The organism is Streptomyces panacea (assembly GCF_040560175.1).
GTDB lineage: Bacteria > Actinomycetota > Actinomycetes > Streptomycetales > Streptomycetaceae > Streptomyces > Streptomyces panacea.
Window position 1 is genome coordinate 1 of record NZ_JARJHW010000123.1, and the last position, 21,889, is coordinate 21,889.

At 71.8% G+C, this 21,889-nt stretch carries 22 protein-coding genes, 1 pseudogene and 1 riboswitch; of the genes and pseudogenes, 12 read left to right on the forward strand and 11 right to left on the reverse strand.

The window, feature by feature from the left end:
- Positions 1 to 147: 147 nt before the first annotated feature.
- From P3L51_RS24865 to P3L51_RS24875, 3 genes are all read right to left on the reverse strand, one after another.
- Positions 148 to 543, reverse strand: coding sequence for an SCO2097 family morphological protein (locus P3L51_RS24865; protein ID WP_354607508.1), 396 nt, complete (start codon positions 541 to 543; stop codon positions 148 to 150).
- A 285-nt stretch (positions 544 to 828) separates the two neighbouring features.
- Positions 829 to 1,614: a methyltransferase gene (locus P3L51_RS24870; RefSeq protein ID WP_354607509.1), complete on the reverse strand. Its 786-nt coding sequence runs from the start codon at positions 1,612 to 1,614 to the stop codon at positions 829 to 831.
- Positions 1,615 to 1,707: 93 nt separating this feature from the next.
- On the reverse strand, positions 1,708 to 2,250 hold the full coding sequence (locus P3L51_RS24875; protein WP_354607510.1) for an SAV_6107 family HEPN domain-containing protein: 543 nt from the start codon (positions 2,248 to 2,250) through the stop codon (positions 1,708 to 1,710).
- A gap of 109 nt (positions 2,251 to 2,359) precedes the next feature.
- Between P3L51_RS24875 and P3L51_RS24880 the strand changes: the two are divergent.
- The 4 genes and pseudogenes from P3L51_RS24880 to P3L51_RS24895 form a co-directional block, all read left to right on the forward strand.
- Positions 2,360 to 2,842 (forward strand): annotated as a pseudogene (locus tag P3L51_RS24880) (YhgE/Pip family protein); the annotation flags it as partial.
- A gap of 38 nt (positions 2,843 to 2,880) precedes the next feature.
- Entirely contained in the window at positions 2,881 to 3,489 is a 609-nt protein-coding gene (locus P3L51_RS24885; protein WP_354607511.1) for a TetR/AcrR family transcriptional regulator, read from the forward strand.
- Positions 3,490 to 3,844: 355 nt separating this feature from the next.
- A complete protein-coding gene (locus tag P3L51_RS24890) occupies positions 3,845 to 4,450 on the forward strand; it encodes a DUF4126 domain-containing protein (RefSeq protein ID WP_354607512.1) in 606 nt (201 codons plus the stop codon).
- A gap of 156 nt (positions 4,451 to 4,606) precedes the next feature.
- Positions 4,607 to 6,145: a phytoene desaturase family protein gene (locus P3L51_RS24895; protein ID WP_354607513.1), complete on the forward strand. Its 1,539-nt coding sequence runs from the start codon at positions 4,607 to 4,609 to the stop codon at positions 6,143 to 6,145.
- 63 nt (positions 6,146 to 6,208) lie between these two features.
- Here the strand turns inward: P3L51_RS24895 and P3L51_RS24900 are convergent, their stop codons facing one another.
- The 5 genes from P3L51_RS24900 to P3L51_RS24920 form a co-directional block, all read right to left on the reverse strand.
- Positions 6,209 to 7,303: a hypothetical protein gene (locus P3L51_RS24900; RefSeq protein ID WP_354607514.1), complete on the reverse strand. Its 1,095-nt coding sequence runs from the start codon at positions 7,301 to 7,303 to the stop codon at positions 6,209 to 6,211.
- Between the two features lie 51 nt (positions 7,304 to 7,354).
- On the reverse strand, positions 7,355 to 8,272 hold the full coding sequence (metF, locus tag P3L51_RS24905; RefSeq protein ID WP_354607515.1) for a methylenetetrahydrofolate reductase [NAD(P)H]: 918 nt from the start codon (positions 8,270 to 8,272) through the stop codon (positions 7,355 to 7,357).
- 122 nt (positions 8,273 to 8,394) lie between these two features.
- The gene (gene thiE, locus P3L51_RS24910; RefSeq protein ID WP_354607516.1) at positions 8,395 to 9,063 is read right to left on the reverse strand and encodes a thiamine phosphate synthase; all 669 of its coding nucleotides are present in this window, start codon (positions 9,061 to 9,063) and stop codon (positions 8,395 to 8,397) included.
- 105 nt (positions 9,064 to 9,168) lie between these two features.
- Entirely contained in the window at positions 9,169 to 9,534 is a 366-nt protein-coding gene (locus tag P3L51_RS24915; protein WP_031231907.1) for an Rv2175c family DNA-binding protein, read from the reverse strand.
- 46 nt (positions 9,535 to 9,580) lie between these two features.
- Positions 9,581 to 10,744 carry an NAD(P)/FAD-dependent oxidoreductase gene (locus P3L51_RS24920; RefSeq protein WP_435594521.1) on the reverse strand — a complete coding sequence of 388 codons (1,164 nt, stop codon included), beginning with the start codon at positions 10,742 to 10,744 and terminating at the stop codon, positions 9,581 to 9,583.
- 164 nt (positions 10,745 to 10,908) lie between these two features.
- A riboswitch (TPP riboswitch) is annotated at positions 10,909 to 11,023 on the forward strand.
- Between P3L51_RS24920 and thiO the strand changes: the two genes are divergently transcribed.
- From thiO to P3L51_RS24945, 5 genes are all read left to right on the forward strand, one after another.
- Complete coding sequence (gene thiO / locus P3L51_RS24925; protein WP_354607518.1) at positions 11,020 to 12,225, forward strand: glycine oxidase ThiO; 1,206 nt, start codon at positions 11,020 to 11,022, stop codon at positions 12,223 to 12,225. It overlaps the preceding riboswitch by 4 nt.
- Positions 12,222 to 12,458: a sulfur carrier protein ThiS gene (gene thiS / locus P3L51_RS24930; RefSeq protein ID WP_354607519.1), complete on the forward strand. Its 237-nt coding sequence runs from the start codon at positions 12,222 to 12,224 to the stop codon at positions 12,456 to 12,458. Before thiO ends, thiS begins: the two co-directional genes overlap by 4 nt.
- Before the next feature lie 5 nt (positions 12,459 to 12,463).
- The gene (locus tag P3L51_RS24935) at positions 12,464 to 13,258 is read left to right on the forward strand and encodes a thiazole synthase (RefSeq protein WP_354607520.1); all 795 of its coding nucleotides are present in this window, start codon (positions 12,464 to 12,466) and stop codon (positions 13,256 to 13,258) included.
- 128 nt (positions 13,259 to 13,386) lie between these two features.
- Entirely contained in the window at positions 13,387 to 15,474 is a 2,088-nt protein-coding gene (locus P3L51_RS24940) for a Stk1 family PASTA domain-containing Ser/Thr kinase (RefSeq protein ID WP_354607521.1), read from the forward strand.
- A 3-nt stretch (positions 15,475 to 15,477) separates the two neighbouring features.
- Complete coding sequence (locus P3L51_RS24945) at positions 15,478 to 16,359, forward strand: deoxyribonuclease IV (RefSeq protein ID WP_354607522.1); 882 nt, start codon at positions 15,478 to 15,480, stop codon at positions 16,357 to 16,359.
- A gap of 46 nt (positions 16,360 to 16,405) precedes the next feature.
- On the opposite strand, the gene P3L51_RS24950 is transcribed toward P3L51_RS24945, so the two are convergent.
- Positions 16,406 to 17,038 (reverse strand): sulfite oxidase-like oxidoreductase, encoded by a 633-nt coding sequence (locus P3L51_RS24950; protein WP_354607523.1) that lies wholly within the window; start codon positions 17,036 to 17,038, stop codon positions 16,406 to 16,408.
- A gap of 154 nt (positions 17,039 to 17,192) precedes the next feature.
- On the opposite strand from P3L51_RS24950, the gene bfr reads away from it, so the two are divergent.
- The gene (gene bfr, locus P3L51_RS24955) at positions 17,193 to 17,672 is read left to right on the forward strand and encodes a bacterioferritin (protein WP_354607524.1); all 480 of its coding nucleotides are present in this window, start codon (positions 17,193 to 17,195) and stop codon (positions 17,670 to 17,672) included.
- Positions 17,673 to 17,694: 22 nt separating this feature from the next.
- Here bfr and P3L51_RS24960 read toward each other — a convergent pair whose 3' ends face one another.
- Positions 17,695 to 18,012 carry a (2Fe-2S)-binding protein gene (locus P3L51_RS24960; protein ID WP_354607525.1) on the reverse strand — a complete coding sequence of 106 codons (318 nt, stop codon included), beginning with the start codon at positions 18,010 to 18,012 and terminating at the stop codon, positions 17,695 to 17,697.
- Between the two features lie 178 nt (positions 18,013 to 18,190).
- A complete protein-coding gene (locus P3L51_RS24965; protein ID WP_354607526.1) occupies positions 18,191 to 19,546 on the reverse strand; it encodes a class II 3-deoxy-7-phosphoheptulonate synthase in 1,356 nt (451 codons plus the stop codon).
- A 108-nt stretch (positions 19,547 to 19,654) separates the two neighbouring features.
- Here P3L51_RS24965 and P3L51_RS36110 point away from each other — a divergent pair, with 108 nt between their 5' ends.
- Both P3L51_RS36110 and P3L51_RS24970 read left to right on the forward strand, forming a co-directional pair.
- A complete protein-coding gene (locus tag P3L51_RS36110) occupies positions 19,655 to 19,711 on the forward strand; it encodes a trp operon leader peptide (RefSeq protein WP_494338546.1) in 57 nt (18 codons plus the stop codon).
- A 128-nt stretch (positions 19,712 to 19,839) separates the two neighbouring features.
- A complete protein-coding gene (locus P3L51_RS24970; RefSeq protein WP_354607527.1) occupies positions 19,840 to 21,765 on the forward strand; it encodes an anthranilate synthase family protein in 1,926 nt (641 codons plus the stop codon).
- The last annotated feature ends 124 nt before the right edge of the window (positions 21,766 to 21,889 follow it).

Here is a 21,889-nt window from a genome sequence, read left to right on the forward strand (position 1 = left end):
TGTGTATAAGAGACAGGTCCGGGGGGGGACCGTGCCGTACATGGAGACGGGTGAGGGGCGAACGCGCGATGCGTTCGCCCCTCATCCGTACCTGCCGTGTGTCACGGCCGTTGCACCACTGCTGCAAGCTTGGGAACGCGGGCCGTACTACTGGCCCTGCTCGTCACGCCGACGCTGCCACCGCTGCTCGATCCGGTTCATGAACGAGCGGCGCTGCCGAGGTTGTCGGCGGTCGGCCGTGGCCTCGCCGGATGCCTGTTGCTCACCCGGTTTCGGAGCCTTGCGCCAGCCGGTGACCGCGAGAACCGCGCAGCCCAGCATGACGAGGAAACCCACCACGCCGATCCAGATCTGCTTGGCGACCATACCGGTCATGAGGAGCGCGATACCCACCAGAAAACCAGCGACCGCCTGGTAGACCCGTCGCCGGGTGTACGTACGCAGCCCGCTTCCCTCAAGCGCTGTCGCGAACTTGGGATCTTCGGCGTACAGCGCTCGCTCCATTTGCTCGAGCATTCGCTGCTCGTGCTCCGAGAGCGGCACGGAGTCCTCCTAGTCGTCGGTCGCGGGGGGCGACCGGTATGCGGCCCCTTCAGGATAGGCAGGGAATCGCCCCCGTGAAACCCGCCCTCTACGCCATTTCGCCAATCCGGGCCGCCATGCCGACTCGGCCGTTGAGGCGTTGATTCCCCAACCGTCGACCCGTCATGCCGGAAGGCGTACCCCGATCATACGGCGCCGAACGCTTTGCCGGGGGGCCTGTGGCGCACTCCATGCGCAGCTGCGTTGCTGATCAGCCCCGCGATCAGTGCTCGGGGGCGTTCACTGTCAGGCCCGCTTCTCGCCGAGGAGGTGCAGCTGGCTCGCGACGGAGTGGAAGGAGGGCAGTTCCGCGGCGGCCGCCTCCAGCTTCAGAAGGGCGTCCAGAGCGCCGGGCTGAGTGTCCACCAGAACGCCCGGGACCAGGTCCGAGAAGACCCGTACGCCGTGGACCGCGCCCACGTCGACACCGGCCTTGTCGACGAGCTCCGTGAGCAGCTCGACGGTGAACCGCCTGGGGACCGGGTCGCCTTCGCCCCAGCGGCCCGCGGCGTCCGTGAGCGCGTGCCGGGCCTCGGTGAAGTGCCCGGCGAGCGCCCTGGCGAGGACGGCGCCGCCGAGGCCCGCCGCCAGCAGGCTGAGCGCGCCGGAGGGGCGCAGTGCCTCGACGGCGTTACGGACACCCTCGGCCGGGTCGTCGACGTACTCCAGGACGCCGTGGCAGAGCACGGCGTCGTAACCGCCCCGCTCCACCACGTCGAACAGGCCGTGGATGTCGCCCTGGACACCGTGGACGCGGTCGGCGACGCCCGCCTCGGCGGCCCGGCGCTCCAGTGCGAACAGCGCGTTGGGGCTCGGGTCGACGACGGTCACCCGATGGCCGAGGCGGGCGACGGGCACGGCGAAGTTGCCCGTGCCGCCTCCGGTGTCGAGGACGTCCAGGCCCGCCGTACCCACCGCGGCGGCGCGGGCGTCGAGGGCGCGTTCGAGCACCTCCCACACCACGGCGGTGCGCAGGGAGCTACGGGGGCGCGACGGCGTCTCTCCACCGAAGGCAGGGGAAGGGTCCGACACGGCAGTTGACTCCTCGGCGCGGTGCCGCCCCTGGTGGCGGGGCGTGAAGGGTGCAGGCTCCGCACAGCCTATTGCCTCCGTCGGCCGTCCCCGTCACCCAGCGGCGCCGCCCTTCTCCGGCTGTTCGGCGCGGGGCTGGGGCAGTACCGGTTCGAGCACGAGCAGCCGCTCCACGAGGCGTAGGAACATGGCCACGTCGCGCAGCAGGTCGTCGGCGTCACGGCTGCTCGCCGCACCCGCTATCCCGGCCTCGGCCCGCGCCCTGCGGGTGGCGCCGGAGGCGAAGAGGGCGCTCCATTCGGACAGCTCGGGCACGATCTCGGGCAGCACTTCCCAGGCGCTCCTTATGCGCCTGCGGCGCGGGCCGGTCGTGGGCTCGGGGCGGCCCCGGGCGGCGAGGACCGCCGCCGCGGTGCGCAGGGCCGCCAGATGGGCCGTGGCATAGCGCTCGTTGGGTGTTTCGAGAGTGGCGGCCTCGTCCAGCCCCGAACGGGCCTGGGCGAGCAGATCGAGGGCGGCGGGCGGCGCGGTCGCGCGCCTCAGGACGGGGTGGACATCGGTCGTGGCGCCGGTCAGTGAGGGGGCAGGGCCGCCTGTGCTTCGCCGGCGTGCGGCTGCGGCGTAGGAACTGGCCATGACGAACCTCCTGGTCGTCTCTGTGACGGCTCTGTGGCCGTATGTGTCCATCCTGGGGCACACCACTGACAATCGGGCCTGACCTGCGCTTTTGCGTCGTTCGCAGGAGCGGAGAAGCGTCGCGGGCCGGCTCCCGGTGGTGGGCGTCGGGCTGCTCCAGGTCGGCGCTCTCATGTCCGTACTGCACTGGGGACTCGGCCTCCAGATGACCCGCGCCGTCGGTACGGTCGGCTTCCTGGCACTGGTCACCTGCCGCTTCGCCGCCATCGTGCGGTGGCTGAACGCCCGCCTCGGGGCGGCGGGCCGGATCCTCGTCCTCGCCGTGCTGATGCTGATGCTGACCTCGGCGGGCGGCACGTACCCCGTACGGACGAGCCCCGGCTTCTTCAACGCCGTCCACCCCTTCCTGCCGATGAGTTACGTGGTGGAGTCGCTGCGCGTCCTCATCACGGGCGGCGGGCTCGGGCCGGTGCGGCAGGGCTGCGCCGTCCTCGCGGCGTTCACCGCGGGGGCGCTGGCGCTGACTGCCGTCTCCGCGCGCCGGAGGCAGGTGTGGACGCTGGACCGGCTCCATCCCGAATCGAGCCTGTGAGTCGGACGCGTACCCCAACACCTGTGAGAATCGGGCGCATGGACAGGAGCAGCACCCGCCGGCAGGCCACCCGACAGAAGCTCTACGAGGCCGCGGTGACGCTCATCGCCGAACAGGGCTTCTCGGCGACGACCGTGGACGAGATCGCCGAACGCGCCGGAGTCGCCAAGGGCACGGTCTACTACAACTTCAAGAGCAAGACCGACCTGTTCGAGGAGCTTCTGCGGCACGGCGTCGGCCTGCTGACCGCCTCTCTCCAGGCCGCGGCCGACGAGACGGCGAAGCGCGACGGGAGCAGCGTCGAGTCGCTGGACGCCATGATCCGGGCGGGGCTCGCCTTCATCGACCGCTACCCGGCCTTCACACAGCTGTACGTGGCCGAGCTCTGGCGCACCAACCGCGCGTGGCAGTCCACGCTGCTGGTGGTGCGCCGGCAGGCCGTCGCCGTCGTGGAGAGGGTGCTCCGGGAGGGGATCGACGGCGGTGAGCTGAGCCGTGAGATCGACGTTCCGCTGACGGCCGCGGCGCTGGTGGGAATGGTGCTGGTGGCGGCGCTGGACTGGCAGGCGTTCCAGCCCGAGCGGTCGCTCGACGACGTGCACTCGGCGCTCTCGCTGCTGCTGCACGGCCGGGTCGCCGGAGGCTGACGCGGAGACCGGGAACGGGGCCGGAGGGGGAGCCGGGAGCGGACGGCGGAGGCCGGCACCTGGAAAATGCGCCGCTCCGGTCGGGCTTCCTCACTCCGGGCCCGGCCGGAGCGGCGCACGGCCCACCCCGTAGGTCCTGTCCGACGGACAGGACCCGGCGGTCGGGGTGCCACGCCGTTCCGCCGCCCCGTGCCGGCGGTCTCGGCGTCGCGCCCCTCCCGTGCCCCTCACTCTTCCGTCTCCGCAGGTGAGGGCCTATCCGCGTCTCTACTCATCTCACGTACTAGGTACGGATACTCAGGACCCCGTCGCGGAGCTCACCCGTCCGGCCCACACTCTGGCTACGATCTCGTCCGTGTCCGTACTCCCCCTTGTCTTCACCAGTGGCTGGGCCAGCGGCATCAACGCCTACGCGGTGATCCTGCTGTTCGGCGTCTTCGGCGCGACGGGGATGACCGACGAGGTCCCGGAGTCGCTTCAGCGCACCGACGTGCTGGTCGTCGTCGGCGTGCTCTTCGTCTGCGAGGCGGTGGCGGACAAGATCCCGTACGTCGACTCGATCTGGGACTCCGCGCACACGGTGATCCGACCGGTGTCGGGCGCGGTGGTCGCGGCCCTGCTCGCCGGGCAGAGCGGTTCTCTCCCGGAGATCGCGGCGGGCGCGGTCGGCGGATCGACCGCCCTGCTGAGCCATCTGGTGAAGGCCGGCACGAGGATGGCGGTCAACACCTCCCCGGAGCCCTTCAGCAACATCGCCGTCAGCACCGCGGAGGACCTGGGCGTCGCCGGGATCATCACCTTCGCGATCTTCCACCCGCTGGCGGCGGCGATCATCGCGGGCGGCCTCCTGCTGCTCGGCATCGTGGTCGTTCTTTTCCTGGCCTCGAAGATCCGGAACTTCAGGCGGCGCAAGGCGGAGAGACGCGCGAGGCGGCGCGTCGCCGTGACGTGGCCGGACTGACCGGACGCTTCCCGGCCGGACGTCCCCGACCGGGTTCGCCCCGGCCGGGCTCTGTCCGCCTTGGTGCTCTCCGGCCTCGTTCTGCCCGTCCGGTTCTCCCCCTGTCGGGCCTCCCGGGCGCGGCACCGGGAAAACCGGCCGCTAAGGTCCACTCCCATGGCACGGATTGCGGTGATCGGCGCCGGGATGGGCGCGATGGCGGCGGCTGCCCGGCTGGGGGTGGCGGGGCACCGGGTGACGGTGTACGAACGCTCGGCGACGTACGGCGGCGCCCTCGGCCGGTTCGAGCGCGACGGGTTCGCGTACGACACGGGTCCCGCGCTGCTGCATCTGCCCGCCGTCTACCGGGATCTGTTCGTCAAGACCGGCAAGAAGCCGCTCGAAGAGTGCGTACGGATGACCCAGGTCGACCCGGCGAGCAGGCATGTCTTCCCCGACGGCACGGATGTGTCCCTGCCCAACGCGTCGCGCGCCGGTGTCGTCGCGGCCCTGGACGCCGCGCTGGGCGGCGGCGCGGGCGAGCGGTGGGGCGACTTCCTCGGCCGGGCGCGGGACGCCTGGGACCGGTCGCGGCGGCCTCTGTTGGAGGAGCCGCTGCGCGACGACTGGCAGGTACTGGGGCGTGATCCGTATCCGGCCGTCCGGCAGCGGAGGCTGCTGCGCGGGCCCCGGCTGGCGGGCACCGTGGCCGAGGTGGGCGCCCAGGAGCTGGGCGATCCCCGGCTCGCCGCGCTGTTCGAGGGGTACACGCTGTCGTACGGACTCGATCCGCGGCACACCCCGGCGGGCGCGGCGCTGCTGCCCTACATGGAGCAGACCTTCGGCAGCTGGTACGTACGGGGCGGGATGCGGGCGCTGGCGCACGCGGTGTACGAGCGGTGCCTGGCGCGCAGGGTGGAGTTCGTCTTCCACGCCGACGTGACCCGGATCGTCGAGAAGGACGGCCGCGCGGCCGGTGTCGAGCTGGCGCCGGGGCCGTCCGGCGACGCCCCCACGGCGGTCGAGGCCGACCATGTGGTGGCGGGCACGGCTCCCGCCGCCCTCGTGGGCGAGGAACTGTGGGGGGACGGCGACGTACGGCCCGGGGGCGGGAGCGCCGGGGTCGGGACGCCGTCGGTCCCCGGCAGGTTCACGGTGCTGCTGGCCCTCCGTGGCGGCAGGCCGGACGGCACGGCGCACCGTACGGTGGTCCACTCCCCCGCCCGCGGCGACGAGGCCGGCGCGGTGTTCTCGGGGCGGACGGCGGAGCGGCCCACGGTCACGGTGCTGCGGCCCGACGACCCGACGACGCGTCCGGACGACGGGCACGAGGCGGTCACCGTCACGGCGACCGTCGCACCGCACGGTCCGGTGGACTGGACGGACCCCGGACTGCGTGAGCGCTACGCCGATGTGCTGGTGGAGGCGGCCGGCGCCGCCGTGCCCGGGCTGCGGGAGCGGCTGCGCTGGCGGGAGATCCGTACGCCGGCCGACACGGCGGCCAGGACCGGGGCGCGGGGCGGTTCGGTGCCCGCGCCGTCGCTGGCGGGTGCCGAGGGCAGGCTGCTGCGTCCGGCGAACACCACGCGGCTGCCCGGTCTCCATCTCGTCGGCGGCGAGGCGCACCCGGGCGGTGGACTGGCGCACGCGGGGATGTCCGGGGCGCTGGTCGCCGGGCTGATCGTCGAGGGGACGGGCTTCCGCGGCTCGCGCTGAGTCACGGGGCGGTTCCGCGAACTCGCGAACACGTGGCGGGAGTTGAGCGGCCGTCGGCCGTCGTCAGTAACGGTACTGCTGCTCGTCGTAGTTGGGGTCGTAGCCGTACTGCTGGGGCTCCTGCTGCGGCATCGGGGGGACGTTCTCGCCCTCGCGCTGCTGCGGGACCCAGACTCCGCCGGGGGGCGTGTCCGCGCCGTAAGCCTGCCGGCCGTTCTGACCGTCGTTCTGACCGTCGTTCTGACCGTCGGTCTGAGCGCCGGTCTGAGCGTTCGGGTCGCCGTAGGGGTCCGCGTACTGCTGCCGACCGCCGTAACCGTCGTACGAGCCGTAGGAGTCACCGTCGGTGGTCGCGCCGCTGTACGGGTCGGTGTAGGCGGCGTACTGCTGCTGGCCGGTGCCGTAGTCGTACTGGCCGCCCTGGCCGTTCTGGCCGTTCTGCCCCGCGTACGAGTCCTGTTGGCCGGCGTACCCGTCCTGCCCGCCGTACACGTCCTGGCCCTGGCTCGCGTAGGGGTCCGTGGCACCGTAGCCGTCGGTCGTGCCGTAGGCGTCCGTCGTGCCGTAGGCGTGCTGGTCCTGAACCTGGTCCTGGCCCGCGTAGGCGTCCTGGCCCGCGTAGGCGTCCTGGCCCGCGGGCGTGTCGTAACCGGCGTACGGGTCGTAGTTGCCGTACTGGGTCGCCTGGTAGGCGGCGTCGCTGTACACGCCGTACTGCCCGGTCTCGTCGGGCATCGGCTCCGGCTCGTAGACGGACGCGGCGTACGGAGGCTCGTCGGGGACGGGCCCCGCGGGGCCCTCGGGAACGGCGACGGGCTGGTACTCCAAGTCCGAGACTTCCAGGCTCGGTTCGCGGGTCTCGGCCTCACCGGCGCCGGCCCTGCGCCGCCGGCTCGCGCCGGGACTGCCGCCGATCGCCCAGCCGGTGGAGAAGCCGCGCCGGAACGACAGCGTCACATAGGTCTGGCCGATCGCGAACGCGATCGCGCCGACCGCGATGACCGGGACGGAGGCGAGCAGGACACCCAGCACCACGCCGACGAAACCCGTGAAGGCGAGGAGTCGCCAACGGAGCCGCGCCTTGTACTGGAGCAGTACCTCGCCCAGCAGCCACAGCGCGACGATGCCGAACGCGATGTAGAGGACCGTCCAGCCCATGCCCGCCCCTCTCCTTCGGTCACCGCCCCGAGCCAGGGCGGGAACGACCGGTCACGACTGCTCGTGCAGTCCGAGATTCTTGTAAATTTCGAGCGTCGCCGTGGAGTTGTTGAGTGTAATGAAGTGGAGTCCGGGGACACCCTCCGCGCGCAGCGTCGCGCAGAACTCGGTCGCGTACTCGATACCGATGGAGCGTACAGCGGCGGGATCGTCCTCGACGGAGAGGATCCGTTCTTTCAACGCCGGGGGCAGGACCGCGTTGCTGAGCTGCGAGAAGCGCTCCAGCTGCCGGACGTTGGTGATCGGCATGACCTCCGGGATGATCGGGGTGTCGCAGCCGGCGGCCGACACCTTGTCGCGCAGCCGCAGATAGTCCTCGGGGTCGAAGAACATCTGGGTGATCGCGTAGTCGGCGCCCGCGCGGCACTTGGCCACGAAGTGCCGGATGTCGCTCTCCCAGTCGGTGGAGCGCGGGTGCATCTCGGGGAAGGCCGCGACGCCGACGCAGAAGTCGCCGGACTCCTTGATCAGACGGACCAGGTCGGCCGCGTACTCCACCCCCTCGGGGTGCTTGGCCCACTCGCCCCTCGGGTCGCCGGGCGGGTCTCCGCGCACGGCGAGGATGTTCCTGATCCCGGCGTCCGCGTACTGGCCGATCATGTTGCGCAGCTCGGCCACCGAGTGGTTCACGGCGGTGAGGTGGGCGACCGGCACGAGCGTGGTGTCGGAGGCGATGCGCTGGGTCGCCCTGACCGTGCCCGCGCGGGTGGAGCCGCCCGCGCCGTAGGTCACCGAGACGAAGTTCGGGGCGACGGCCTCGATCCGGCGCAGCGCGTTCCAGAGGTTCCGCTCGCCCTTCTCCGTCTTGGGCGCCCAGAATTCGAACGAATACGACAACTCGCCGGTCGCGAGCAGGTCGCGCACCGCACGGGCGTGATCCGTCCTGATCGAAGCTGCACCGAGGGCCATACCGAAAGGTTATCGAGGGTGCGGCGATCACCCAACCAGAGCAGCCGGATTTGTTCGTTTCACACGATCTCCGCCCATCCCCCGGGCGGTACGGAACCCGGGGCCGGAGGGCGACCGGGGTGTCAGGCGACCCGGTCGCGGACGCGCTTGGCGAGGCCGACCGCCGCCATGGCCGGATCGTCCGCCTCGGTGAGGGCCCGTACGACCACGACCCGGCGGGCCCCGGCGTCCAGCACCTCGTCGAGATTGCCCGCGTCGATCCCGCCGATCGCGAACCACGGGCGCCGGGTGGCCAGCGACGCGGCGTACCGCACGAGGTCGAGCCCCGGGGCGTGCCGGCCGGGTTTGGTGGGGGTGGGCCAGCAGGGCCCCGTGCAGAAATAGTCCACGCCGGGCTCGCCGGCCGCCGCCATCGCCTCGGCCTCGGAGTGTGTGGAGCGGCCGATCAGCAGGTCCGTACCGAGGATGGCGCGGGCGGCGGAGACGGGCAGGTCGCCCTGGCCCAGGTGCAGGACGTCCGCGCCGATGGCGTGCGCCACGTCGGCCCGGTCGTTCACCGCGAGGAGCTTGCCGTGGCGCCGGCAGGCGTCGGCGAAGACCTGGAGGTGGTCCAGCTCCTCGGCCGCCTCCAGGCCCTTGTCACGCAGCTGCACGATGTCCACACCGGAGGTGAGGACGGCGTCCAGGAATTCGGGGAGATCCCCCTGCCGCTTCCGCGCGTCCGTGCACAGATAGAGCCGGGCGTCGGACAGCAGATCGAGTGCGCTGGGCGCACCGGGCGCTGCGGGCATGCGGGTCTCCCCCGTCGGATCGAGATCTGTATCTGTCGGATCAGGGTCTTGGGACGGCCGTGCTCGGGCCGGGCGGCCCGGCCCGCGCACGGCCGGTGGTGGTCTCTAGACGGCGAGCGCCTGCGCGCGGCGCTTCACCTCCGTACCGCGATTCTCGCTGAGGGCCTGCGCGGGCGTGCCCGGCAGGGACGGGTCGGGAGTGAAGAGCCACTCGAGCATCTCTTCGTCGGTGAAGCTGTCGTCCCTCAGGAGCGTCAAGGTCCCCGCGAGGCCCTTGACCACCTTGTTGCCGTCGATGAAGGCGGCCGGCACCTGGAGCGCGCGGTTCTCACCGCGGCGCACGGCGATCAGCGTGCCTTCCTTCACGAGCTGGCGTACACGCGTCACCTCGATATCGAGCATTTCGGCGATATCGGGCAGGTGGAGCCAGGCAGGGACGAGAGCATCGATCTTTGCGTCAATCTCAGTCACAGGACAAGCCTGCCATCCCGGACTGACAGTCGGAAGCCGAGCCGGGTCAGAGGGTCGTCAGTTTGAGTGGTACGGCGGGGTCGGCAGCACGCTCCGTGTCGATCCGCGCGCCCGCCGCGACGAGTTTGCGCCCCTGCGCCAGATCGCGCGGCCTGCCGACGGCCAGCAGCGCCACGAGCGCCCCGTCACGCAGCCAGAGGGCCGACCAGGCGGCGCTCGCCGGGTCGCCGCGCCACAGCAGGTTGTCGGCCCGCGCGTGGTGGCCCGCGTACTGCACGAAGCGGCCGAACTGCTCGGACCAGAAGTACGGGACCGGGTCGTACGGCTCGTGCGACTCCCCCACGATGTCGGCGGCGACCGTACGCGGCCCCTGGAGCGCGTTGTCCCAGTGGTGCACCATCAGCCGCTCGCCGTAGCGGGCCGAGGGGAACGAGGCGCAGTCCCCGACCGCGTACACACCGGGCACCGAGGTGCGCAGCCGGTCGTCGGCCGTGACGGCGCCCTCGGGGTCGGTCGCGATGCCGGAGCCCGTCAGCCAGGCCGTGGCGGGTCTGGCGCCGATGCCCACGACCACCGCGTCCGCCACCAGCTCACGGCCGTCGGCGAGGACCACGGTGCCGGGCTCGACGGCCGCCACGCGCGCGTGGGTGAGGAGTTCGGCGCCGCTCTCCGCGTACCAGTGCGCCATCGGAGTGGCGACCTCGGTGGGCAGGGCGCCGGCGAGGGGGCGGCCCGTGGCCTCGACGACGGTCACCGCGCAGTCGGCCTCCCTGGCCGCGGTGGTGAACTCGGCGCCGATCCAGCCCGCGCCGACCACGACGATGTGCCGCTTTCGGTCCAGGACGGGGCGCAGCCGCGCGGCGTCGTCCAGGGTGCGCAGCAGGTGGACACCGGGCACGCCTTCCGTGCCCGGCAGCGTGAGCGGCTCGGCGCCGGTGGCGATGACCAGGACGTCGTACGGAACCGGCCCCGCCTCCGTGTCCAGCTCCTGGTCCCCGGGGCGCACGCCGGTCACTTCGAGACCCAGCCGCAGTTCCACGGAGAGGGCTTCGAAGTCCACGTCGAAGGCCGAACTCTCCGCCGTCCCCAGGAGGACGGCCTTCGAGAGCGGGGGCCGGTCGTAGGGCCGGTGCCGTTCGGCGCCGATGAGGGTGACGGGGCCGTCGTGGCCCCGTTCGCGCAGTGCCACGGCGGTCTGCACACCCGCCATGCCCGCGCCGACGACGACAACGCGCCGCTCGTCCGTCTGTTTCCGCTGCTCGCTCACCCGATCACCTTAAGGACCCGGCCGGGGCGACGACTCCCTTACAGGGCGCGGGGACCGGGGGTTACCCTGAGCCGAGAAGTGCTTATCGGCAGTAGCGAACAAGAGACTTCACACCTCGCGGGAGCCCGGACGCAGCGGGCTGAGAGGGAGGCTGACGCGGCCTCCGACCGTACGAACCTGATCCGGGTCATGCCGGCGAAGGGAGGAGCTGGACGCCCATGCGGTCATCTCATACGGACGTCCTCGTCATCGGGGGCGGGATCATCGGCCTCGTCACCGCCTGGCGGGCGGCGCAGCGCGGACTCGGCGTCACCGTCGTCGATCCGGAGCCGGGCGGCGGCGCGGCCCGGGTCGCCGCCGGAATGCTCGCCGCCGTCAGCGAACTGGACCACGGCGAACAGACCCTGCTGGGGCTGAACATCGCCTCCGCGCGGCTCTACCCCGACTTCGTCGCCGAGCTGGAGTCGGTCTCCGGCCAGGACACCGGCTACCGCGCCTGCGGCACGCTCGCGGTCGCCCTCGACACCGACGACCGGGCGCAGTTGCGTGAACTCCACGCCCTCCAGAGGCGGTCGGGTCTGGAGTCCGAATGGCTCACCGGCCGCGAGTGCCGGCGGCTGGAGCCGATGCTCGCTCCGGGCGTACGCGGCGGTCTGCGGGTCGACGGCGACCACCAGATCGACCCGCGCAGGCTCGCCGCCGCCCTGGTGACGGCCTGCGAGCGGGCGGGGGTGGTCTTCCACCGGGCCTGGGCCGAACGCCTGCGGGTGGTCCGTGACCGGGCCGCCGGGGTCACCGACGGCGCCGGCACCGAACTCGGCGCCGGCCAGGTCGTCATCGCCGGGGGCAGCCTCAGCGGCCGGCTGGCGGGTGTGCCGGACGACGTCCTGCCGCCGGTGCGCCCCGTGAAGGGCCAGGTCCTGCGGCTGACGGTGCCACGCCCGTACGCGCCGTTCCTGTCCCGGACGCTGCGGGCCGAGGTGCGCGGCAGCCACATCTATCTCGTGCCGCGCGAGAACGGCGAGCTGGTCGTGGGCGCCACCAGCGAGGAGCTCGGCTGGGACACGACGGTGACGGCGGGTGGGGTGTACGGGCTGCTGCGCGACGCCCACGAACTCCTTCCCGGCATCACCGAACTGCCGCTCACCGAGACCCGCGCCGGGCTGCGGCCGACCTCGCCGGACAATGCCCCGCTGCTCGGGCCGACCGCCCTGCCGGGCCTTCATCTGGCGACCGGGCACCACCGCAACGGGGTGCTCCTGACGCCCGTCACCGGGCAGGTGATGGCGACCGTGCTCACGACGGGCGAACTGCCCGACGACGCACGGCCCTTCACACCGGGCCGCTTCTCCCCCGTCTTCGTGCCCGGCCCCTCGCCGGCCTTCTCCCCCGCCGTCTCCGCAGGTCAGGAGCAGCACGCATGACCGACACCGCGTCTTCGTCCGCGAAGGGCTCCGTCACCGTCTCGGTGAACGGACAGGCCCGCGTCCTCACCGGCCCCGTCACCCTCGACGTCCTCGTCGCGACCCTCACCCCCGCCCCGTCGGGCGTCGCCGCCGCGCTCAACGAGACCGTCGTGCCGCGCGGGCGCTGGTCGGCCACCCCCCTGTCCGACGGCGACCGGGTCGAAGTCCTCACCGCAGTCCAAGGAGGCTGAGCCCGATGTCCGACGACCGGCTCGTCATCGGCGACTCCGTCCTCGATTCCCGCCTCATCATGGGTACGGGCGGCGCGCCCAGCCTCGACGTACTGGAAAGGTCCCTGACCGCGTCGGGCACCGAACTCACCACCGTCGCCATGCGCCGGCTGGACCCCACCGTGCACGGCTCCGTCCTGTCCGTGCTCGACCGGCTGGGCATCCGGGTCCTGCCGAACACGGCGGGCTGTTTCACCGCGGGCGAGGCCGTCCTCACCGCCCGTCTCGCGCGCGAGGCGCTGGGCACCGACTGGATCAAGCTCGAAGTGGTGGCCGACGAGCGGACGTTGCTGCCGGACCCGATCGAACTGCTCGACGCCGCCGAGACGTTGGTGGACGACGGCTTCACCGTCCTGCCGTACACGAACGACGATCCGGTGCTCGCCAGGAAGCTGGAGGACGTGGGCTGCGCGGCGATCATGCCGCTCGGCTCCCCGATCGGGTCGGGTCTGGGCATCCGCAACCCGCACAACTTCCAGCTGATCACCGACCACGCGCGCGTGCCGGTCATCCTGGACGCGGGGGCCGGTACGGCGTCGGACGCCGCGCTCGCCATGGAGCTGGGCTGCGCGGCCGTCATGCTGGCGTCGGCGGTCACGCGCGCCCGGGAGCCCGTCCTGATGGCCGAGGCGATGCGGCACGCGGTCGAGGCGGGCCGGCTGGCCCACCGCGCGGGCCGCATCCCGCGCCGGCACTTCGCCGAGGCCTCGTCTCCCACGGAGGGGCTGGCGAGGCTGGATCCGGAGCGGCCGGCGTTCTGACGGCGGCCCGGGGCCGGCGGCCGATTGCCGCGATGCGGTGTGTGCGCTGTCACAGGACGGCCCCAGTGGCGTGTCAGGACCGACCCGGGGCTGCGGGAGTGTCGGCGGTGGCTCGTAGACTCGGGCGGGTGGATACGACGCTCAAGGACCCTCTCGTCGGGCAGGTGCTCGACGGCCGTTACCGTGTCGACGCGCGTATCGCCGTCGGCGGCATGGCCACGGTCTACCGGGCTGTCGACACCCGGCTCGACCGGGTCCTGGCCCTGAAGGTGATGCACCCGGCCCTGGCGACCGACGCCGTCTTCGTGGAGCGCTTCATCCGCGAGGCCAAGTCCGTGGCGCGGCTGGCGCACCCGAACGTGGTCGGGGTCTTCGACCAGGGCGCCGAGGGCGCGTACGTCTATCTGGCGATGGAGTACGTCGAGGGCTGCACGCTGCGGGACGTGCTGCGCGAGCGCGGCGCCCTCCAGCCGCGTGCCGCGCTCGACATCCTGGAGCCGATGCTGGCCGCGCTGGGCGCGGCCCACCGGGCCGGTTTCATCCACCGGGACATCAAGCCGGAGAACGTGCTGATAGGGGACGACGGCCGGGTGAAGGTCGCCGACTTCGGTCTCGTACGGGCCGTCGGTTCGGTCACGAACACCACGGGCACGATCCTCGGCACGGTCTCCTACCTGGCACCGGAGCAGATCGAGTACGGCACCTCCGACACCCGCGTCGACGTGTACGCGTGCGGTGTCGTCCTGCACGAGATGCTGACCGGCGCCAAGCCGCACGGGGGCGACACTCCCGCGCAGGTGCTCTACCTCCATCTGAACGAGGACGTGCCCGCGCCGTCCGCCGCCGTGCCCGGTATGGCGATCGAGCTGGACGAACTGGTCGCGGCGGCCACCGCCCGCGATCCGGAGATCCGGCCCGAGGACGCGGTGGCGCTCCTCGCGCTGACCCGCCGGACGCGCGCCGCACTCGACGACGCGCAGCTGGACGCGATCCCGCCGCAGGCCACGACGGGCGGCGCCGTGCCGCGGGGCGGGGCGGGCGCGGCTGCCGGCGGCGCGACGGGCAGCGGGGCCGGGCGCTCCCGCGACGCGTCCCCCGCCTCGCACGACGCCTCCGCCAACCGCCTCGGGGACGGCTCCGACGACCGTACGAGCGTGATTCCGCGCCTCCGCCCCCAGGCGGTCTCCGACGGATCCGACGCGCCCGGCCCGTCGGCCGCCTCCCCAGGAGACGGCGTCCGCCGCACCAGCCGGCTCACGGTGCCACCGGGACCGCCCGCTCCTCCCCATCAGCCGCCCGCGCGGCGCCGGGGCGGGGTCGGTGGCCACCGACCCCGCAGAGGCGTTCTCGCGATCCTGGTGGCCGCGCTGCTGGTGCTCGGTGTGGGCGTCGGCGTCTGGTACATCAACTCGGGGCAGTTCACCCGCGTCCCCTCGCTCCTCGGGCAGACCGAGCAGGTCGCGAAGAAGCGCCTGGGCGACGCCGGACTGGACGCGAAGGTGGAGAAGGACTTCAGCGAGACGTTCGAGCGCGGCACGGTCATGCGCACCGACCCCGAGCCCCGCTCGCGGATACGGGGCAACGGTTCGGTGACCGTCGTCATCTCACGCGGCCCGGAGATCGTGCGGGTCCCCGACCTGGCCGGCGAGTCGCTGGCCGACGCCAAGGACGCGCTGAGGAAGGTCGGCCTCGCGCCCGGCGTCATCACCCGGTCCTTCGACGAGGAGACCGGCCAGGGCGACATCATCCGCTCCCAGCCGAAGGCGGGTTCGGAGCTGCGCCCCGACGCCGGGGTGGCGCTGGTCGTCAGCAAGGGCAGGCCGGTCCACATGCCCGACGTGACCGGTCGGTCCGAGGAGGAGGCGACCGCCTCGCTCGAAGACGCGGGGCTCGACGTGAGGATCGCGGCCGAGCGGATCAACTCACCCGAGGACGCGGGGGCGGTGGCCGAGCAGTCGGTGAAGGAAGGCAGCAAGCTCGCCCGCGGCGACACCGTCACGCTGACCGTCTCCAAGGGCCCGCGCATGATCGCCGTCCCGGACGTCACGGGGAAGTCGATAGACGACGCCAGGACCGAGCTGACGGAGGCGGGCTTCGAGGTGAAGGTCGACCGGAGCTTCCCGTTCCTGGACGACACCGTGTCGAAGCAGTCCGTCGGCGGCGGCGACAAGGCCGCCGAGAGCAGCACCATCACCATCACGACCAAGGGAATCTGAGGCTTGACGCTCCCCGAGCGCCCGCGCAATCCCGTCGGCGGCCATGTTCCGGTGGCGGGCGGCCTCGCCCGTGTGGGGCTGGCCTGGGCGCGTGACATCGGCGCCGAGACCGTCCAGGTCTTCGTCGCCAATCCACGCGGCTGGGCGACACCGGCCGGGAATCCGGCGCAGGACGAGCGGTTCCGCACGGAGTGCGCCGCCGAGGGGTTGTCGGCGTACATCCACGCGCCGTATCTGATCAACTTCGGCTCCCACACGCCGGAGACGGCCGAGAGGTCCGTGGACTCGCTGCGGCACAGTCTCCGCCGTGGCCGGGAGATCGGCGCCCCGGGCGTCGTCGTGCACACCGGTTCGGCGACCGGCGGGCGTCCGCGCGAGGTGGCGCTGGCGCAGGTACGGGAGCGGATGCTGCCGCTCCTCGACGAGCTGACACACGACGACGACCCGTATCTGCTGCTGGAGTCGACCGCGGGGCAGGGCTCCTCGCTCTGCTCGCTCGCGGAGGACTTCGGTCCGTACTTCGACGCGCTCGACTCGCATCCCGGGCTCGGCATCTGTCTCGACACCTGCCACATCTTCGCGGCGGGCCACGATCTGGCCGCGCCCGGCGGGACACACCGGATGCTGGACGAGCTGGTGGAGACGGTGGGTCCGGGGAGGCTGCGGCTGATCCACGCCAACGACTCCAAGGACGTGTCGGGGGCCCGTAAGGACCGCCATGTGAACGTCGGCGCGGGTCATATCGGCGAGGCCCCGTTCCGGGCGCTGTTCTCGCATCCGGCGACCGAGGGTGTGCCGCTGGTGATCGAGACGCCCGGCGGCAAGGAAGGACACGCGGCGGACGTGGCCCTGCTGAAGAGGCTGCGCGAGGACGGACGGGCTTAGGGCGACCGGCCGACAGGTCTAGAGGCCGGGAGGCCGGGAGCAGCCTCTACAGCTCCGGGCCGTCCCCGGGGCCTTCCTGGTAGGAGTAGCGCTGCTCGCCCCAGGGATCGCCGATGTTGTGATAGCCGCGCTCCTCCCAGAAGCCGCGGCGGTCGGCGGTCATGTATTCCACGCCCCGGACCCATTTCGGGCCCTTCCACGCGTAGAGATGCGGCAGGACGAGCCGCAGCGGAAATCCGTGTTCGGCGGTGAGGAGTTCGCCGCCTTTGTGCGTGGCGAAGATGGACCGTTCCGATGTGAAGTCGTCGAGACGGACATTGGCGCTGTAGCCGTACTCGGCCCAGATCATGACATGGGTGACGCTCGGCGCCGGCGGAGCCAGTTCCAGGAGCGTCCGGGCGAGTACACCGCCCCATTCGGCCCCGAGCATGCTGAATTTTGTCACGCAATGCAGATCGGCGACGACTGTCGAGAACGGCAGCGCCGAGAACTCCTCGTGATTCCAGCAGCGCTTGTCGCCGTCGGCCGTGGCGCCGAAGATCCGGAACTCCCAGCGGTCCGGCTTGAACTTGGGTACGGGCCCGTAATGGGTGACCGGCCAGCCCCGTTGGAGCCGCTGCCCCGGTGGGAGCCCGGACTGCGCCGACTCCCGCTCTTCCCGGCTTTCCGGCTGACCCATGCCTTCCATGGTGACAGACCTCGAAGGGTGGTCATGACCAGGTACGGCCCGATTCCGGCAAGTGCTACTAAGTAGGGCCTTACTGGACGCCCTTCTGGCGCGGTGCGAGGATGCGCGCATCCTGGCCAGTCCCCGTGTGGAAGGAGCCTCTGCGATGCAGGGCGACCCCGAGGTCATCGAGTTCCTCAATGAGCAGCTGACCGCTGAATTGACCGCGATCAACCAGTACTTCCTGCATGCGAAAATGCAGGAGAACTTCGGCTGGACGAAGCTCGCGAAGTACACACGGGCCGAGTCGTTCGACGAAATGAAGCACGCGGAGATCCTGACCGACCGGATTCTCTTCCTGGACGGTCTGCCGAATTATCAGCGGCTTTTCCATGTACGTGTCGGCCAGACCGTCACCGAGATGTTCAACGCCGACCGGCAGATCGAGGTGGAGGCGATCGACCGGCTGCGGCGCGGGGTCGACGTGATGCGCGCCAAGGGCGACATCACCTCCGCGAAGATCTTCGAGTCGATCCTCAAGGACGAGGAGCACCACATCGACTATCTCGACACCCAGCTCGATCTGGTCGAGAAGCTCGGCGAGGCGCTGTACATCGCCCAGCTGATCGAGCAGCCGGACAGCTGACGGGCCTCGGCGGGCCGTCGCGTCAGGCGGCTTCCCGGCCCGTGGACGCGGCCACCGCCCGTACGACTGCCGATTGCGCGGCAGCCGCCTGTACGACGGACGACCGCGCGAGCGCCGTCTCCGCGAGCGTGGTCTCCACGGCCGCCGTCCCCCGCGGCTCACGGCGCGGGCAGCCGCCACGGCCGAGGATCGACTGGATGCTGCGTACGCACGAACCGCAGTCCGTGCCGGCCTTCGAGGCCGAGGCGATCTGGCGGGGGGTGCACGCACCCGCGTCCGCGTGTTCCCGGACCTGCTTCTCGGTGATGCCGAAGCACGAGCAGACGTACACGCGGTTCACCTCCCGGCGGGATCGTTGGCTGGCGCCGCCCCGTTCGGAACGGTGAGGCAAACCTAACCTTACCTGCCCTCCGCTGCACACGGCAGCCCCCCGTACGTGGATGGGGCGCGGATCACATCGCGATCCGCGCCCCACCGTGCGTACTGCTCCGCGCCCTCGCCGCGGCTGCCACCAGGCCCTACTGCGCCCGGTACATCTCCGCGACCAGGAAGGCCAGATCGAGCGACTGGCTGCGGTTGAGCCGGGGGTCGCAGGCCGTCTCGTACCGCTGGTGCAGGTCGTCGACGAAGATCTCGTCGCCGCCGCCCACACACTCGGTGACGTCCTCACCGGTCAGTTCGACATGGATGCCGCCCGGGTGCGTGCCGAGAGCCTTGTGGACCTCGAAGAAGCCCTTGACCTCGTCGAGCACGTCGTCGAACCGGCGGGTCTTGTGGCCGGACGCCGCCTCGAAGGTGTTGCCGTGCATCGGGTCGGTCACCCACGCCACGGTCGCGCCGGACGCGGTGACCTTCTCGACCAGCTCGGGGAGCTTGTCCCTGACCTTGTCTGCGCCCATACGGACGATGAAGGTCAGCCGGCCGGGCTCACGCTCGGGGTCGAGCCGGTCGATGTAGCTGAGCGCGTCGTCGACCGTCGTCGTCGGGCCGAGCTTGATGCCGATCGGGTTGGCGATCTTCGAGGCGAACTCGATGTGCGCGCCGTCGAGTTGACGGGTGCGCTCGCCGATCCAGACCATGTGCCCGGAGACGTCGTACAGCTTGCCGGTGCGCGAGTCGACGCGGGTCAGCGCCGACTCGTAGTCGAGGAGCAGCGCCTCGTGCGAGGAGAAGAACTCGACCGTACGGAACTCCGCCGGGTCGGTGCCCGCCGCCTTCATGAAGTTCAGCGCGTTGTCGATCTCGCGGGCGAGCCGCTCGTAACGCTGGCCGGACGGGGACGACTTGACGAAGTCCTGGTTCCAGGCGTGCACCTGGCGCAGGTCCGCGTAACCACCGGTGGTGAAGGCGCGCACCAGGTTGAGCGTCGCGGCGGACGCGTGGTACATCCGCTTCAGACGCTCGGGGTCCGGGGTCCTGGCCGCCTCGGTGAAGGCGAAGCCGTTGACGGAGTCGCCACGGTAGGTGGGCAGCGTCACGCCGTCACGCGTCTCGGTGGGCTTGGAACGCGGCTTCGAGTACTGGCCGGCGATCCTGCCCACCTTCACCACCGGCACCGACGCCGCGTAGGTGAGGACCGCGCCCATCTGGAGCAGGGTCTTGAGCTTGCTGCGGATCTGTTCGGCGGACACGCCGTCGAAGGCCTCGGCGCAGTCGCCGCCCTGGAGCAGGAACGCCTCGCCCTTGGCGACGGCCGCCATCCGGGCGCGCATCTGGTCGCACTCGCCCGCGAAGACGAGCGGCGGATAGCTTTCGAGCTCCGCGACGGCAGCGCGCAGGGCCTCGGCATCGGGATACTCGGGCTGCTGCGCCGCGGGGAGGTCTCGCCAGGTCGCCTGCACGGCGGGTGCTCGGGTGTCAGCGTTCACGGTCACGCGGACAACATTACGGGGTCCCGGCAGCCGTCCATGCCCTCTCTCAGTGGTTGAGACGCCTGTCCACGGTCGTTTCACGGGCGGGAGAGGTCGGTTATGCTCCGCGACATGTTGACGCAGCTGAACCAGGCTTGGTGGTGGACCGCACATCCGGCGGTCCGCTGATTCACGCGCGCAACACCGAATCGCAAGGCCGCCCGAGGGGCGGCCTTCCGTGTTTCCCGGCCTGTCGGCCGGCACGGACCGGGAATCGGGGCCGTTCCTCCCTCTCCTCCGGAAGGAACACACCCCGCATGCGGAAGACAGAGACCAGCAGGCTCCTGGCGAGACTCCTCGACGAGGACGGCCCGCCGTTCGCCCTGCTGCGCCGCCGGACGCCGGGGCGGGACCACGACACCGTGGAACTGCTCGTCGGCGACGTGCGCGAGGCGACACGGCTGGCCGACATCCCGGCCGACGACGAGCGCCCTTCGCTCGCCCTGGTGCCGTTCCGGCAGATCCGGGAGCGCGGCTTCGAGGCGCACGACGACGGCACGCCCTTGTCGGTGCTGGTCGCCGACGAGACGTACGAGCTGCCGCTCGCCGACGTCCTCACACATCTGCCCGCGCACCGGGTCCGGGTCGAGGACGGCGCCTTCGACATCGACGACGAGCGGTACGCGGACATCGTCCGGCGTGTCGTCGAGGACGAGATCGGGCGCGGCGAGGGCGCCAACTTCGTCATCCGGCGGACCTTCGAGGGCCGGATCCCCGGCTTCGGGCGCGCCGACGCGCTGGCGCTCTTCCGGCGGCTGCTGGCCGGCGAGCGGGGCGCGTACTGGACGTATGTGGTGCACACCGGGGAGCGGACCCTGGTCGGGGCCAGCCCCGAGGTGCATGTGCGGATGAGCGGCGGCACCGTCGTGATGAATCCCATCAGCGGCACGTTCCGCTATCCGCCCGAGGGGCCGACCACCGAGGCGCTGCTCGAATTCCTCGGCGACCGCAAGGAGACCGACGAGCTGTCGATGGTCGTCGACGAGGAACTCAAGATGATGTGCACCGTCGGTGACATGGGCGGGGTGGTGATCGGCCCCCGGCTCAAGGAGATGGCCCATCTCGCGCACACGGAGTACGAGTTGCGCGGGCGCAGCTCGCTCGACGTCCGCGACGTGCTGCGGGAGACGATGTTCGCCGCGACCGTCACGGGATCGCCGGTGCAGAACGCCTGCCGCGTCATCGCGCGCCACGAGCCGCTGGGGCGGGACGGTACCGGGCGCGGCTACTACGCGGGCGCACTGGCCCTCGTCGGCCGGGACGCGGGCGGGGCGCAGACCCTCGACTCCCCCATCCTGATCCGGACGGCCGACATCGATGCCGACGGGGGGCTGCGGGTGCCGGTGGGGGCGACGCTCGTACGGCACTCCGACCCGGCGGGCGAGGTCGCCGAGACCCACGCCAAGGCCGCTGGGGTACTCACGGCGCTGGGCGTGCGCGCCGGGCGGCCGGGCGGCGCCTCCGTACGGAGGGTGCTCGCCGACGACCCGCGGGTCCGGGCCGCGCTGGACTCGCGGCGCGCCCATCTGGCGCCGTTCTGGCTGAAGATGGGGGAGCGGTCCGCGTCGCTGTCGGGCCACGCGCTGGTCATCGACAGCGAGGACACCTTCACGGCGATGCTCGCGCACCTGCTGCGGTCCGCCGGCCTGGAGGTGACGGTACGGCGGTACGACGAGCCGGGCCTGGGTGAGGAGGCGGTGCTCGCGCACCTGGGGCCGGTGGTGCTCGGCCCGGGGCCGGGCGATCCGTCGGACGCCGGCGATCCCCGGATGCGTACGCTGCGGGCGCTGACCTCCGTACTGCTGCGTGAGCACCGGGACGGCCTGCTGGGCGTCTGCCTCGGCAACGAACTGATCGCGGCGGAGCTGGGTCTCACCACGGCGCGCAAGCGGCTGCCGTACCAGGGCGCGCAGACCCGGATCGAACTCTTCGGCCGGACCGAGACCGTCGGCTTCTACAACAGCTTCACGGCCCGCTGCGACGACGCGCGGGCGGCGGAGCTGGGGGCGCGGGGCATCGAGGTGAGCCGGGACGGCGCGGGTGAGGTGCACGCGCTGCGGGGACCGGGCTTCGCGGGGGTGCAGTTCCACCCGGAGTCCGTACTGACGCTGCGCGGACCGGAGATCGTCGCCGGTCTCCTGGCGCACGCGACGCGCGGCAGCGGGGCGGAGCGCCGGCGCTAGGTCGTGTCTTCGAAGTAGCGCCGTGCGCCCGCAGGGCGGGGCCCGCGGGGTCTGGTGCGGTGCATCGCAAGGCGGAGGATCGCTCTCGTACCGGGCGTACTCGGCCGACTCCGACAACGCGGCG

Excerpts from the sequence above, each read along its gene's own strand:
- P3L51_RS24900 (WP_354607514.1), bottom strand. The coding sequence starts at position 7,303 with ATGGGCTGGACGGTCCTCTACATCGCGTTCGGCATCGTCGCGCTGTGG.
- bfr (WP_354607524.1), top strand. The coding sequence starts at position 17,193 with ATGCAGGGCGACCCCGAGGTCATCGAGTTCCTCAATGAGCAGCTGACC.
- thiS (WP_354607519.1), top strand. The coding sequence starts at position 12,222 with ATGACCGACACCGCGTCTTCGTCCGCGAAGGGCTCCGTCACCGTCTCG.
- P3L51_RS24970 (WP_354607527.1), top strand. The coding sequence starts at position 19,840 with ATGCGGAAGACAGAGACCAGCAGGCTCCTGGCGAGACTCCTCGACGAG.
- P3L51_RS24950 (WP_354607523.1), bottom strand. The coding sequence starts at position 17,038 with ATGGGTCAGCCGGAAAGCCGGGAAGAGCGGGAGTCGGCGCAGTCCGGG.
- thiO (WP_354607518.1), top strand. The coding sequence starts at position 11,020 with ATGCGGTCATCTCATACGGACGTCCTCGTCATCGGGGGCGGGATCATC.
- P3L51_RS24885 (WP_354607511.1), top strand. The coding sequence starts at position 2,881 with ATGGACAGGAGCAGCACCCGCCGGCAGGCCACCCGACAGAAGCTCTAC.
- P3L51_RS24920 (WP_435594521.1), bottom strand. The coding sequence starts at position 10,744 with ATGGCGGGTGTGCAGACCGCCGTGGCACTGCGCGAACGGGGCCACGAC.
- P3L51_RS24875 (WP_354607510.1), bottom strand. The coding sequence starts at position 2,250 with ATGGCCAGTTCCTACGCCGCAGCCGCACGCCGGCGAAGCACAGGCGGC.
- P3L51_RS24895 (WP_354607513.1), top strand. The coding sequence starts at position 4,607 with ATGGCACGGATTGCGGTGATCGGCGCCGGGATGGGCGCGATGGCGGCG.
- metF (WP_354607515.1), bottom strand. The coding sequence starts at position 8,272 with ATGGCCCTCGGTGCAGCTTCGATCAGGACGGATCACGCCCGTGCGGTG.
- P3L51_RS24935 (WP_354607520.1), top strand. The coding sequence starts at position 12,464 with ATGTCCGACGACCGGCTCGTCATCGGCGACTCCGTCCTCGATTCCCGC.
- thiE (WP_354607516.1), bottom strand. The coding sequence starts at position 9,063 with ATGCCCGCAGCGCCCGGTGCGCCCAGCGCACTCGATCTGCTGTCCGAC.